The organism is Pseudomonas sp. HMSC067G02 (genome assembly GCF_001813485.1).
Classification (GTDB): Bacteria; Pseudomonadota; Gammaproteobacteria; order Pseudomonadales; family Pseudomonadaceae; genus Pseudomonas; species Pseudomonas aeruginosa.
Window position 1 is genome coordinate 1 of the sequence record NZ_KV812697.1, and the last position, 12,851, is coordinate 12,851.

Genomic DNA, 12,851 nt, shown 5'->3' on the forward strand with positions numbered 1-12,851 from the left:
CGAATCACCGCCTCGCGGTTATCCGCCGGGCCATACTCCGCAAAAGCGGCGGATAGAGCCGCTGGCGCTATCCACCCTACGTCAAGACTCTCACCGGTAGGGCGAATAACCGCCTCGCGGTTATCCGCCGGGCCATGCTCCGCAGAAACGGCGGATAGCGCCGCTGGCGCTATTCGCCCTACGTCAAGACTCCCACCGGTAGGGCGAATCACCGCCTCGCGGTTATCCGCCGGGCCATGCTCCGCAGAAGCGGCGAATAGCGCCGCTGGCGCTATTCGCCCTACGTCAGGCGAAATGGGTGCTCCGGCGTCGTCGGCCCGCGCCGGGGCGGGCAAAAAATCCGTCGTTAAGCACCTCTTAAGTCAGCCGCGCCTATCGTGCCTTCCACCGCGAGGACATCCCTCGCCGAAACGGAAGCAGGAGGCCTTCATGGCAATTCAACCGTTGCGACTCGATCCGATCACCGTGCTCGGCAAGCAACTGGTCATCGAGCTGTTCGACTGCGTCGACCAGCGCTTCGACGATATCCAGTGGATCGAGGAAAGCATGCTCGAGGCCGCCCGCCAGGCCAACGCCACCATCATCACCTCGGCGTTCCACAAGTTCAGCCCGATCGGCATCTCCGGCGTGGTGGTGATCGCCGAATCGCACCTGGCGATCCATACCTGGCCGGAGTACGGCTATGCCGCGGTCGACGTGTTCACCTGCGGCGACGTGCTCGATGGCGCCCAGGCCGTGCGCGTGCTCAGCGAACGCCTGGGCAGCCGTCGGCACCTGATCTCGAGCATGGACCGCGGCCTCGGCGGCCATCGCCTGGGGCTGCTCAGCCGCAGCCTGGCCGGCAATGGCCCGGTCGACGAAGACAGCCCGACCCTGCGCTGGGCGCTGGGCCAGGGCACGGGGGTGGCCTGATGGATACGCCGATCGAACGCGCCCCGCTGGCTCCCGACCTGAGCCAGGCCCATTACGCCGTCGACCTCACCGGCCTGGTGCCGGCGGAGGTCGCCGCCGGGCTGCCGCCGCTGCCGCCGAACCACTTCTATTTCTATCCGCCGGACCCGCTGCAGGAAGGCGACGGCGCGATCACCGCGATCGAGGACAGCGACCCCTTCGACCAGTACGTCTACCGCCTGCGCCGGGTGCTCTACCAGGGCCGCACGCGCTGGCAGAACGTGCTGATCGCCGACACCTACAACTACGACCGCGTGCTGATGCTCGACGGCGCGATCCAGAGCGCCGAGAGCGATGAGTCGCTGTACCACGAGCTGCTGGTGCAGCCGGCCATGCTCGCCCACGACGAGCCGCGCGACGTACTGATCATCGGCGGCGGCGAAGGCGCCACCCTGCGCGAGGTGCTGTCCCATGCCAGCGTGCGGCGGGCGGTGATGGTCGATCTCGACCGGGAGCTGGTGGAGCTGTGTCGCGAACACCTGTTCCAGTGGCACCAGGGCGCCTTCGACGACCCACGCTGCGAACTGCTCGCCGAGGACGGCCGGGCCTATCTCGAGCGCGACCCGTCGCTCTATGACGTGGTCATCATCGACGTCGTCGACATGCTCGACAACGGCCCGGCCCAGGCTCTCTATACCCGCCAGTTCTACGAGCTGCTGCATTCGCGCCTGCGACCGGGCGGGGTGGTCGCGGTGCAGGGGCTGGAGTTCTCCCACAGCGACGACAAGCCCCACGCGGCCCTCGCCCGCACCCTGCGCAGTGTCTTCTCCCAGGTCCACAGCTACCGCGCCACGGTGCCCTCGTTCCTCTCCTCCTGGGGCTTCCTGCTGGCTTCCGACTGGCTCGACACGAACCACTGGCAGGCCGAGGACATCGACCGACGCATCGAACGCAAGCTCGGCCCGCTGTGGCTCGACCACCTCGACGGCGACTACCTCAAGGCCTGCTTCGTGATGGACCGGGAAACCCGCTTCCTGCTCGCCCAGCCGGGACCGGTACTGGAAGACGGCGTACCCTTCGTCGCACCGCCGGATATCGAGGAGATCGAGTTCGGCCCGGCACAATTGCCGGCCCTGGCGAGGACCTGAAGATGTCCGCCGCTCCCCTGGCCAGCGTACCGCTGGCCGTCAACGGCGCGCCCTGCCTGCTGCACCGGGTACGCTTCCGCTCCGCCGCGGACGGCGGCGGCCTGCCGCTGCTGGCCACCCTGCGCGATCCGCAGCCGGCGCTGGCCGTCCTGGCGCAACGCATCGAGCTGAGCGAAGACGCGGAACTGCCGGAGACCGCCGTCGACGACGAGCTGCTGGTGATCTTCGCCAACGCCGGGCTACAGACCGGGCACGCCTGGCGCCAGCGCCTGGAAGCCTGGATGGCCGCCGGCGAGGACGAGCGCCAGCCGCCCCTGGAAGCGCCCTCGTTCGGCGAGCGGGTGCTGTGGCGCCCCGGCCGCGCGCTGGTCATCGGCAACCCCGAGCGCTGCCGGGAGCTGCTCGAAGGCCTGGCCGTCTTCGCCTGGCACGAAGGTCACCTGCGCCGCCTGGAAGGCGAGACCGCGGCGGCCTGGGAACCGGCCCAGTCCGATGTCGAACTGACCCAGCTACCGCGCCGTGCCGCCCTGCGGCGCCAGGAACATGTGAACCGGCAGGTGCGACGCACTACACTCTGGCGCATGGCCTATGCCCGCCTGGAGTCGCACCTGGAGAAGCCGCCGCTGCAACTGAACGGCGCTGTGCGCCGGCTCTACAACGAACTGGCCATGCAGGCCGAAGTGCACGATCGCCTGGCGACCCTGGACGACCGCATCGAAGTGCTGCAGGACCTCTACGAACTGGCCGCCGACCGCCTCGGCGAATACCGCTACTTCCGGGGCGAACTGCGGGTCGAATGGCTGATCGTCGCCATCCTCCTGCTGGAGGCCGGCCTGAGCCTGTGGGAATTGTGGAATCACTGAAACGAGGCTGCCATGAGAATACTGCTGGCCGAGGACGACCTGCTGCTCGGCGACGGCATCCGCGCCGGGCTACGCCTGGAAGGCGATACCGTGGAATGGGTGACCGACGGCGTGGCCGCGGAGAACGCGCTGGTCACCGACGAGTTCGACCTGCTGGTGCTCGACATCGGACTGCCGCGCCGCAGCGGCCTGGACATCCTGCGTAACCTGCGCCACCAGGGCCGGCTCACCCCGGTGCTGCTGCTCACCGCGCGGGACAAGGTGGCCGACCGGGTCGCCGGGCTCGACAGCGGTGCCGACGACTACCTGACCAAGCCCTTCGATCTCGACGAACTGCAGGCACGGGTGCGCGCCCTGACCCGCCGCACCACCGGTCGCGCCCTGCCGCAACTGGTGCACGGCGAGCTGCGCCTGGACCCGGCGACCCACCAGGTGACCCTGTCCGGGCAGGCGGTGGAACTGGCGCCGCGCGAATACGCACTGCTGCGCCTGCTGCTGGAGAACAGCGGCAAGGTGCTCTCGCGCAACCAACTGGAGCAGAGCCTCTACGGCTGGAGCGGCGACGTCGAGAGCAACGCCATCGAAGTCCACGTCCACCACCTGCGGCGCAAGCTCGGCAACCAGTTGATCCGCACCGTCCGCGGCATCGGCTACGGCATCGACCAGCCGGCGCCCTGAAAACCGCCTACCGGAGTCCCCCGATGTCCCGTGCCGCCGTCCCCTCCGTCCGCCGGCGCCTGCTGGTCAACCTGCTGGTCGGCTTCGTGCTGTGCTGGCTGAGCGTGGCGGCGCTGACCTACCACCTCTCGCTGAAGCAGGTGAACCGCCTGTTCGACGACGACATGGTGGACTTCGGCGAAGCCGCCCTGCGCCTGCTCGACCTTGCCACCGAAGACCAGGCCGGCGAGGACGGCTCCATCACCGAGATCATCGAACGCAGCCGCGAAGCGATCCAGGGTCTGCCCCTGCTGCGCCGCGAAAGCGCCCTCGGCTACGCCCTGTGGCGCGACGGCCAGCCGCTGCTGTCGAGCCTCAACCTGCCGCCGGAGATCACGGCCCAGGGCCCCGGCTTCAGCACCGTGGAAGCCCAGGGCACCCACTGGCGGGTGCTCCAGCTGAACATCGACGGCTTCCAGATCTGGATCAGCGAAAACCTGATCTACCGCCAGCACACCATGAACCTGCTGCTGTTCTACTCGCTGTTCCCGCTGCTGCTGGCGCTGCCGTTGCTCGGCGGCCTGGTCTGGTTCGGCGTTGCCCGCGGCCTGGCACCGCTACGCGAAGTGCAGGCCGAGGTCCAGCAGCGCTCCGCGCGACACCTGCAGCCGATCGCGGTGGAGGCGGTGCCGCTGGAGATCCGCGGCCTCATCGACGAACTCAACCTCCTGCTGGAGCGCCTGCGCACCGCCCTCGAGGCCGAACGCCGACTGACCAGCGACGCCGCCCATGAGATCCGCACGCCGCTGGCCAGCCTGCGCACCCATGCCCAGGTCGCGCTGCGTTCGGAAGACCCCAAGGCCCACGCCCGCGGCCTGCTGCAAGTCAGTCGCAGCGTCGAGCGGATCAGCACCTTGATGGAGCAGATCCTGCTTCTCGCCCGCCTCGACGGCGACGCCCTGCTGGAGCAATTCCACCCGGTCAACCTCGCCACCCTGGCCGAAGACGTACTCTCCGAACTGGCGCGCCAGGCCATCGACAAGGACATCGAGCTGTCGTTGCACCAGGAGACCGTGCACGTGATGGGCATCGACCTGTGGCTGAAGGCGATGGTCGGCAACCTGGTGGGCAACGCCCTGCGCTACACACCGGCTGGGGGCCAGGTCGAGATCCGCGTCGAGAATCGCGCCCAGCACGCTGTGCTGCGGGTGCGCGACAACGGCCCCGGGGTCGCCCTGGAAGAGCAGCAGGCGATCTTCACCCGCTTCTACCGCAGCCCCGCCACCAGCAGCGGCGAGGGCAGCGGCCTGGGCCTGCCGATCGTCAAGCGCATCGTCGAACTGCACTTCGGCAGTATCGGCCTGGGCAAGGGACTGGAGGGCAAAGGGCTGGAAGTACAGGTGTTCCTGCCGAAGACCCAGCCGGACGCGACGCGGCCGCCGGCCAGAGGTCCGGACAGCGGGCGGTCACATATCTGATAGCCTGCGCATTGGCCGGGAAAGGGATAGGCTAGCGGCTTCGCAACCTCCCAGGAGACCCGGATGAATATCGGTGAAGCGGCGAAGAAAAGCGGACTGACGCCGAAGATGATCCGTTACTACGAGTCCATCGAGTTGCTCCGCCCGGCCGGACGCAGCGCCAGCGGCTACCGCCACTACAACGAGAACGACCTGCATACCCTGGCGTTCATCCGCCGTTCGCGGGACCTCGGTTTCTCCCTCGACGAAGTCGGCAAGCTGCTCACCCTCTGGCAGGATCGCCAGCGCGCCAGTGCCGACGTCAAGGCCCTGGCGGCGCAGCACGTGCGCGAGCTGAACCGCAAGATCGAGGAACTCAGCACCCTGCGCGACACCCTGCAGGACCTGGTCGAGCACTGCCAGGGCGACCACCGCCCCGACTGCCCGATCCTCAAGGATCTGGCGTCTGGCTGCTGCCACTGATATCCAGCAGCGGCCAGCGCGCCGTCCAGTTCTTCTCCCGCAGGCGCCGCCGGTAGACCTCCGGCTTGCCGGCGAAATGCGCGGTGGGCCGCACCTTCAGCGCCAGCAGGTCGTCGACGCCCAGCGGCGCCAGTAGCTCCAGGCGTTCGCCGACGAGTCGCAGCGCCACCGCCGTGCACGTTTCCGCCCAGTGGCACAGCGCATCGGCGCAATCCCGGTAGGGCCGGTCGCCGTTGCGCAGGTGCATGCGCGCCTGGTTCTTCACCGACCAGGGCGCCTCGCAGCGACGGCGCAACGCGGCCTCGAAGTCGGCGTCGGCCTGCGGGTCGAGGGCCCGCGGGGCGAAATGAAGTACGTCGATGTCCGCCAGCGGCGTGGCTTCGCCGTAGCCATGCAGATGGTCCCATACCGCGTTGCGCACGAAGCCGGCGCCGATCCAGCCGCCCTCCGGGCCGACCTCGCGCAGCACGCGGAGCAGATGCAGGCGCGAGGAATCGGCGGCGATCAGCGCGAGGATGTCTTCCGCCGTTTTCATCCCAACCGCCGCACCGGCCAGGCGAAGCGTCGCAGCAGGCTGGCCGGCAACAGGGTGATGGCCAGCCCGACGAACACCAGCGCGCAGGCCAGCAGGCTGTCCAGGTCGAGGCGTTCGCCGAGCAGCAGCCAGCCGGCGAGCATGCCCGACACCGGCACCGCCAGGGCGAACGGCGTCACCAGGCTGGCCGGGTAGTGGCGCAGGAGGAAACTCCAGATGGCGAAGCCCACCGTGGTCGCGCCGAAGGCGATGTAGAGCAGCGCGCCGAAGCCGCCCCAGCTCATGTTCAGCACGGCGCGCTCGATGGCGTGCGGACCTTCGAATACATAGGAAAGCGCCAGCAGCGGCAAAGGCGGGACCAGGCTGACCCAGCAGATCAGGCGCAGCATGTCGGTGGCCCCGGAACGCTTGGTGGCGATGTTGGCGAAGGACCAGGCCAGCGCCGCGGCGACCACCAGCAGGAATGCCAGCAGGCTGTCTCCCAGCGGCCGCTCCAGGCCGATCAGGACCAGCCCCGCCGCCGCCAGCAGGAGGCCGAACAACCCGCGCGGCGACGGCCGCTCGCCCAGCCACAGGGCGGCGATGAGGATGGTGAAGAATACCTGGCTCTGCAGCACCAGCGACGACAGCCCGGCCGGCATGCCCTGGGCCATGCCGACGAACAGCAGGCCGAACTTGACCACCCCGAGGAGCACGCCGATCAGCAGGATGCGTCCGAACGGCGCCGGCATCGGCCCGCGCAGGACCAGCAGCGGCAGCGCCGCCAGGGCGAAGCGCAGGGCGCAGAACAACAGCGGCGGGAAGTCGCCGAGGCCGACCTTGATCACGACGAAGTTCAGACCCCAGATCAGGGTCACCAGCAGGGCGAGCAGGATATGTGCAACAGGCATGGCGGCCTCCGGAAAACTTCAGGCCACGCTAGCAGTTGCGTGCGCAAGGGTCGCGATACAGTTGGCGGGAAAAAACATCCGCCAGCCGCTCACTGCAACCAGGGCGGCGGCGGTTCCTCGCGCTCGCCACGCGGCGCGTCGTCGGCCTGGCGCAGCGCCTGGCGACGCGCCTCCTCGCGCTGCGCGGCCTTGATCTCGCGGAGCACCGCGCGCACGTCGGCGGCCTCTTCGGCTTCGACGAAGGTGCCGCTGAGCGGGGTTTCCGCTGTCAGCTCGCCGGCTTCGTAGAGCGCCCACATTTCCTTGGCATAGCGGGTCTGCCTGAGTTCCGGGGCGAAGCGGCCGAAGTAGGCGGCCATGTTGCCGACGTCGCGTTCGAGCATGCTGAACGCATGGTTGTTGCCGGCCGCGTCGACCGCCTGCGGCAAGTCGATGATCACCGGGCCATCCGGACCGAGCAGGACGTTGAACTCGGAGAGGTCGCCGTGCACCAGGCCGGCGCAGAGCATGGCGACGATCTGGCGGATCAGGAAAGCGTGGTGGCGCCGTGCCTCGTCGGGCTCCAGCGTCACGTCGTTGAGACGCGGCGCAGCATCGCCGTCGGCGTCCGCCACCAGTTCCATCAGCAACACGCCATCGAGGAAATCATAGGGCTTCGGCACCCGCACACCGGCCCCGGCGAGACGGAACAGGGCCGCCACTTCGGCATTCTGCCAGGCTTCCTCCTGTTCGCGGCGGCCATACTTCGAGCCCTTGGCCATGGCCCGCGCCTGGCGGCTGTTGCGGACCTTGCGGCCCTCCTGGTACTCGGCGGCCTGGCGGAAGCTGCGCTTGTTGGCCTCCTTGTAGACCTTGGCGCAACGCAGGCTGTCGCCGCAACGCACCACATAGACCGAGGCTTCCTTGCCGCTCATCAGCGGGCGCACGACCTCGTCGATCAGACCGTCTTCGATCAACGGTTCCAGGCGTCTGGGTGTCTTCATCGGTGCTACGCGGTTCCTCGGGGCCAATGTGGAAGGCAAAGGGTCTGACGTTATACGGCAAACGCCGTGCCGAGCACAGCCGGACGCGCCGGCTTTCCGCCGGACTGCGCACCGATCGGCGTACTAGGCCGGTGGCGCGGTGAGTTCGATGCTTTCCGCCACCGCCTGTTCCAGCCGCTGCATCTCCACGTCCAGCGCCTCGGCGCTGTCGGCGTAGCGCTGGGCAACCTCGGCGAAAGCGTCGGCCACGGCGACGAAGGCCTCCACCAGCCGTGGGTCGAATTCACTGTCGGCGCCGGCCTGGATCAACAGCACCGCCTCGGCGTGTGCCAGCGGCGGCCGGTAGGCGTGCCGGCTGGTCAGTTCATCGTAGCGGTCGGCCAGGGCGACGATCCGCGCCGCCAGGGGAATCCGCTCGCCCGCCAGGCCTTCCGGAAAGCCCCGGCCATCCCAGCGTTCGTGATGGCTGTAGGCGATCTGCCGGGCGAAGCGGAGGAACCCGGAAGGCTGGCCGAGCCGCCGCTCGGCGCTGGCCAGGGCGTCGCGTCCGGCGCGGGTATGGCCCTGTAGCAGGGCGGTGTCGGCGGCGTCCAGTTGCCCGGGGTTGAGCAGGACCCGGTCGGGCACCGCGACCTTGCCGATGTCATGCAACAGCGCCGACTTGCTCAGCAGGTCGACAGCTTCCGGAGTCAGCTCGTCAGCGAACGCCCGCTGCGCCGCCAGATGCTCGGCGAGCAGCCTGACATAGCGCTCGATACGCGGAAGATGGCGGCTGCGCGGGTTGTCGCGAAGATCGCCAAGGGTCGCCAGGGCTTCGATGACGGCGTCCTGCAACTGTTGCAGCTGGCGCGTGCGACGGCGCACTTCGAGTTCCAGGTATTCGCTCTTGTCGCGCAGGAAATCGGCATTGGCCTTCAGTTGCAGGTGGGTGCGCACCCGCGCCAGGACGATCGGCGGGCTCACCGGCTTGCCCAGGTAATCCACCGCGCCCAGGGCCAGGCCCTGTTGCTCGTCGTCGCGATCGGCGCGGGCAGTGAGAAACATCAACGGGATGTCGCGGGTCAGCGGATCGGCCTTGAGCCGTCGGCAGACCTCGTAGCCGTCCATGCCCGGCATGTTCACGTCGAGCAGGATCAGGTCCGGGCGCGGCTCTTCGACGGCCGCCCGCAGCCCGGCCGGGCCGCTGCCGGCGGTGCGCACGCGGTACTGCTCCTCGAGCAGCTCGCGCATCAGCAGCAGGTTGTCCGGGGTGTCGTCCACCACCAGCACGAGTTCCTGCTCGGGCCTGTCCAGCATGCTCTCCATCGCCCCTCCGGCCTTCGCTACGGGGCCGCCTGGCGGCGACCGTCACTCCGTATTGAAGACGCTGGAGACGACTTCTGCACGCCCGGTCAGGCGCCCGGGGCGACCGTTCAGGGCGTCAGGCGGAAACGCAGTGGCGAATCCTCGGCCTCAGCGCCGTTCTCGCTCTCGCCGAAGGCCCGGCGCTCGATGGGGTCCTGGCCGAAATACTCCTTGATCGGCGACTCGATGGCCTTGCCGCCGGGGCTCACGTGACTGGCGCAACCGCCAAGGAACACCAGGACCACACCGATGACCAGCGCTTTCATCTTCGTACCCCCGTCAGCCCGGCCCATCCGGGCGCTGCGCCGCAGCATGGCGCAGCCCGCCTTAGGGATCGCTTAAGGCATTCAGGCGGCGGCGCGGCTGGCGCGCCACTGGGGCAGGCCGATGAGCACCACGGCGCTGATGATCACCAGCATCGCCAGCCCCTCGATACCGCCGATCCGCTCGCCGGCGAACAGGGTACCGAGCAACACCGCCACCGCCGGATTGACGTAGGCATAGCTGGTGGCCGCCGCCGGCCGCACGTTGCGCAGCAGGTACTGGTAGGCGCTGAAGGCGATGATCGAGCCGAACAGGATCAGGTACACCAGCGCCAGCCAGCCGCTGGTGCTCGGCCAATGCTCCAGGCGCTCGCCGCTGGCCAGACTGCCGACCAGCAGCACCGCGCCGCCGACCAGCATTTCTGCGGCGCTGGCCATCGGTCCGGCCGGCAGCGACAGGCGCCGGCTCCACACCGAGCCGAAGGCCCAGGACGCGGCGGCGAACAGGATCAAGCCGGCGCCGGCAGGGCTGGCCTGGAGGTTCGAACCGAGGTTGAGCAGGACGATGCCGAACAGCCCGAGCACGATGCCGCCCCATTCCAGGGTGGTGTTGCGCTGGCCGAACAACTGGCTGAACAGCAGGGTGAACAGCGGCACCGTAGCCACCGCGAGGGCCGCCACCCCGGAAGACACGCCCCAGTGCTCGGCCACCGTCACCCCGCCGTTGCCGCAACTGAGCAGGAGGATTCCGACGATCCCCGCGCCGCGCCACTCGCGCCAGGTCGGCAACGGCGCGCCGCGCCAGCGCAACCAGGCGAACATCAGGCCGCCGGCGATGACGAAGCGCACCCCGGCCATCAGCATCGGAGGCCAGGACTCGACGCCGAAGCGGATCGCCAGGTAAGTGGAGCCCCAGATGAAGTACAGGGCGAAGAACGCACCGAAAAGCAACAGCGGAATGCGACGGGCAGGCATGGAAAGCACTCGACAGGGCAGGCGGGAGAAAGACTTCATTTTATGAGGTCGCCACCCGCCGGTTAAGGCACAGCCGCTGGTTATCGGGACGTAACACTTTTCTTTCCATGGAAATCGGCCATGCTTTCCGTCGATTCGACAACCGGGACCCATCATGGACAAATACGACCGTGCGCTCCTCGCCGCCCTGATCGACAACGGCCGCCTGACCTTCGCCGAACTGGCCCGGCGCATCAACCTGTCGCCCCCGGCGGTGGCCGACCGGGTGGCCAAGCTGGAGGCCGAAGGGGTGATTACCGGCTACCACGCCTCGGTGAACCTGGCCAAGCTCGGCCTGCCCATCGAGTGCGTGATCGAACTGCGGATCACCGAGAAGGATTGCCAGTCGGTGCTCGACGAACTGGCCCGGATCCCCCAACTGACCCTCTGCCACCGGATCACCGGCGACGCCTGCGTGCTGATGAAGGCCGCTGTGGCTTCGATGCCGGAGTTGCAGGACCTGATCGACCGGCTGATGAAGTTCGGCATCAGCAAGACCTCGATGATCCTCTCCACCCCCTTCGCCGACCGCCAGCCGGCAAGCCTGCGGGGGCAGGACGGCAATGGCGGATGTGCGGCGTGAGCCCTTCGCCGCCACGAACCCGAACCGAACCGTAGGGCGCATAACGCCAACGGCGTTATCCGCCGCAGCGGCACTCCCGGCCGATAGCGGAGCCGCCCTCACCCCAACTCTCTCCCTGAAGAGAGAGGGGATTCTCCGTACAAGCGTCGAATTCGCTGTCTCCAGCGCCGCCACGAACCCGAACCGTAGGGCACCGGCAAAAAAAAGGCGGTCCCGTTCGCACGGCACCGCCCAAGTCACGGAGTTGCTTACATCGTCGAGCGACAAGGCCGCTCGCCCTATTGGATTACCGCTCGATGATCGCGGTCACACCCTGCCCACCGGCGGCGCAGATGGAAATCAGCCCGCGTCCCTGCTCCGCCACCGAGAGCAGCTTGGCCAGGTTGGCGACGATCCGTCCTCCCGTGGCGGCGAACGGGTGGCCGGCGGCCAGCGAGCTGCCCTTGACGTTGAGCTTGCTGCGGTCGATGGAGCCCAGCGGCTGGTCGAGGCCGAGACGGGTCTTGCAGTAGTCGGGGTCTTCCCAGGCCTTCAGGGTGCAGAGCACCTGGGCGGCGAAGGCCTCGTGGATCTCGTAGTAGTCGAAGTCCTGCAGGCTCAGGCCGTTGCGTGCCAGCAGCCGCGGCACCGCGTAGACCGGCGCCATCAGCAGGCCCTCCTGGCGATCGACGAAGTTCACCGCCGCCGCCTCGCCGTCCTTGAAATAGGCCAGGATCGGCAGGCCGCGCGCCTTCGCCCACTCCTCGCTGGCCAGCAGTACCACCGAGGCGCCGTCGGTCAGCGGCGTCGAGTTGGCCGCCGTGAGGGTGCCGCGCGAGCCGCGCTCGAACACCGGCTTGAGGGTGCCGATCTTCTCCAGGTCGATATCCGGGCGCAGGTTCTGGTCGCGGGTCAGGCCGCGGAACGGCGTCATCAGGTCGTTCTGCCAGCCCTCCTCATAGGCCGCGGCCAGCTTGTGGTGGCTCTCGAAGGCCAGCCTGTCCTGCTCGTCGCGGGGAATCTGCCAGGTCTGCGCCATCAGTTCGCAGGACTCCCCCATCGATAGCCCGGTGCGCGGCTCGCCATTGCGCGGGATGGCCGGGACCACGTGGCGCGGGCGGATCTTCAGCAGGCTCTTGAGCTTGTCCAGGTTGCTCTTGCCACGGTTGGCCTCGAGGAGAATCTTGCGCAGACCCTCGTTGACCCCGATCGGCGCGTCGGAAGTGGTGTCGACGCCGCCGGCGATGCCGCTGTCGATCTGCCCGAGGGCGATCTTGTTGGCCACCAGGATCGCCGCCTCCAGGCCGGTACCGCAGGCCTGCTGGATATCGTAGGCCGGGGTTTCCGGGGCCAGGCGCGAACCGAGCACGCATTCGCGGGTCAGGTTGAAGTCGCGCGAATGCTTCAGCACGGCGCCGGCCACCACCTCGCCAAGGCGCTCGCCATGCAGGTTGTAGCGCTCCACCAGGCCTTCCAGGGCGGAAGTGAGCATCTCCTGGTTGCTCGCCGTGGCGTACACGGTGTTCGAGCGGGCGAAGGGAATACGGTTGCCGCCGACAATGGCGACCCGGCGCAGCTGGGTCATGGAAGAACTCCTTGCTGGAATCGTTTACGCCGAGCCGAGGCTCGACCCGTTAACTGAGCGGTCAGTGGCGCACAGGCTAACCTTAGCCGGTCGCGTCGCATTGGCCGCCCTGCCGTTATCCCGGTCAGCGCGGTCAATTGCGGCGAACAGGTGGCTGCGTAGAGTTGTCCACACTG

The 12,851-nt window shown here is 68.3% G+C and carries 14 protein-coding genes; 7 read left to right on the top strand and 7 right to left on the bottom strand.

Annotated elements, in window-relative coordinates; all coding sequences use genetic code 11:
- Positions 1–429 precede the first annotated feature (429 nt).
- The 6 genes from speD (at position 430) to cueR (ending at position 5,499) form a co-directional block, all read left to right on the top strand.
- A complete protein-coding gene (gene speD / locus HMPREF2914_RS18975) occupies positions 430–912 on the top strand; it encodes an adenosylmethionine decarboxylase (RefSeq protein WP_003095236.1) in 483 nt (160 codons plus the stop codon).
- Complete coding sequence (locus tag HMPREF2914_RS18980) at positions 912–2,039, top strand: fused MFS/spermidine synthase (RefSeq protein ID WP_023092640.1); 1,128 nt, start codon at positions 912–914, stop codon at positions 2,037–2,039. The genes speD and HMPREF2914_RS18980 overlap by 1 nt, the downstream gene beginning before the upstream one ends.
- Before the next feature lie 2 nt (positions 2,040–2,041).
- Complete coding sequence (locus HMPREF2914_RS18985; protein ID WP_023092641.1) at positions 2,042–2,902, top strand: RMD1 family protein; 861 nt, start codon at positions 2,042–2,044, stop codon at positions 2,900–2,902.
- A gap of 12 nt (positions 2,903–2,914) precedes the next feature.
- Positions 2,915–3,580, top strand: coding sequence for a two-component system response regulator PrmA (pmrA, locus tag HMPREF2914_RS18990; protein WP_003095244.1), 666 nt, complete (start codon positions 2,915–2,917; stop codon positions 3,578–3,580).
- Between the two features lie 23 nt (positions 3,581–3,603).
- Positions 3,604–5,037: a two-component system sensor histidine kinase PmrB gene (gene pmrB / locus HMPREF2914_RS18995; RefSeq protein ID WP_003102237.1), complete on the top strand. Its 1,434-nt coding sequence runs from the start codon at positions 3,604–3,606 to the stop codon at positions 5,035–5,037.
- Positions 5,038–5,100: 63 nt separating this feature from the next.
- Entirely contained in the window at positions 5,101–5,499 is a 399-nt protein-coding gene (gene cueR / locus HMPREF2914_RS19000) for a Cu(I)-responsive transcriptional regulator (protein WP_003095248.1), read from the top strand.
- Here cueR and HMPREF2914_RS19005 read toward each other — a convergent pair.
- The 6 genes from HMPREF2914_RS19005 to yedA all read right to left on the bottom strand — a co-directional run bounded on the left by HMPREF2914_RS19005 (position 5,468) and on the right by yedA (position 10,489).
- Complete coding sequence (locus HMPREF2914_RS19005; protein ID WP_023092642.1) at positions 5,468–6,034, bottom strand: nucleotidyltransferase family protein; 567 nt, start codon at positions 6,032–6,034, stop codon at positions 5,468–5,470. The genes cueR and HMPREF2914_RS19005 overlap by 32 nt on opposite strands.
- Positions 6,031–6,924: an EamA family transporter gene (locus HMPREF2914_RS19010; protein ID WP_003095252.1), complete on the bottom strand. Its 894-nt coding sequence runs from the start codon at positions 6,922–6,924 to the stop codon at positions 6,031–6,033. The genes HMPREF2914_RS19005 and HMPREF2914_RS19010 overlap by 4 nt, the downstream gene beginning before the upstream one ends.
- A gap of 89 nt (positions 6,925–7,013) precedes the next feature.
- On the bottom strand, positions 7,014–7,907 hold the full coding sequence (locus tag HMPREF2914_RS19015) for a PA4780 family RIO1-like protein kinase (RefSeq protein ID WP_023092643.1): 894 nt from the start codon (positions 7,905–7,907) through the stop codon (positions 7,014–7,016).
- A gap of 123 nt (positions 7,908–8,030) precedes the next feature.
- Positions 8,031–9,212 (bottom strand): cyclic di-GMP phosphodiesterase, encoded by a 1,182-nt coding sequence (locus HMPREF2914_RS19020; RefSeq protein WP_003095256.1) that lies wholly within the window; start codon positions 9,210–9,212, stop codon positions 8,031–8,033.
- Between the two features lie 107 nt (positions 9,213–9,319).
- Complete coding sequence (locus HMPREF2914_RS19025) at positions 9,320–9,565, bottom strand: hypothetical protein (RefSeq protein ID WP_003102243.1); 246 nt, start codon at positions 9,563–9,565, stop codon at positions 9,320–9,322.
- A 33-nt stretch (positions 9,566–9,598) separates the two neighbouring features.
- Positions 9,599–10,489: a drug/metabolite exporter YedA gene (gene yedA / locus HMPREF2914_RS19030; RefSeq protein WP_003102245.1), complete on the bottom strand. Its 891-nt coding sequence runs from the start codon at positions 10,487–10,489 to the stop codon at positions 9,599–9,601.
- A gap of 154 nt (positions 10,490–10,643) precedes the next feature.
- Between yedA and HMPREF2914_RS19035 the strand changes: the two genes are divergently transcribed.
- Positions 10,644–11,111: an Lrp/AsnC family transcriptional regulator gene (locus HMPREF2914_RS19035; protein ID WP_003095262.1), complete on the top strand. Its 468-nt coding sequence runs from the start codon at positions 10,644–10,646 to the stop codon at positions 11,109–11,111.
- 286 nt (positions 11,112–11,397) lie between these two features.
- On the opposite strand, the gene HMPREF2914_RS19040 is transcribed toward HMPREF2914_RS19035, so the two are convergent.
- Entirely contained in the window at positions 11,398–12,675 is a 1,278-nt protein-coding gene (locus HMPREF2914_RS19040) for an acetyl-CoA C-acetyltransferase (RefSeq protein WP_023092644.1), read from the bottom strand.
- Positions 12,676–12,851: the final 176 nt, after the last annotated feature.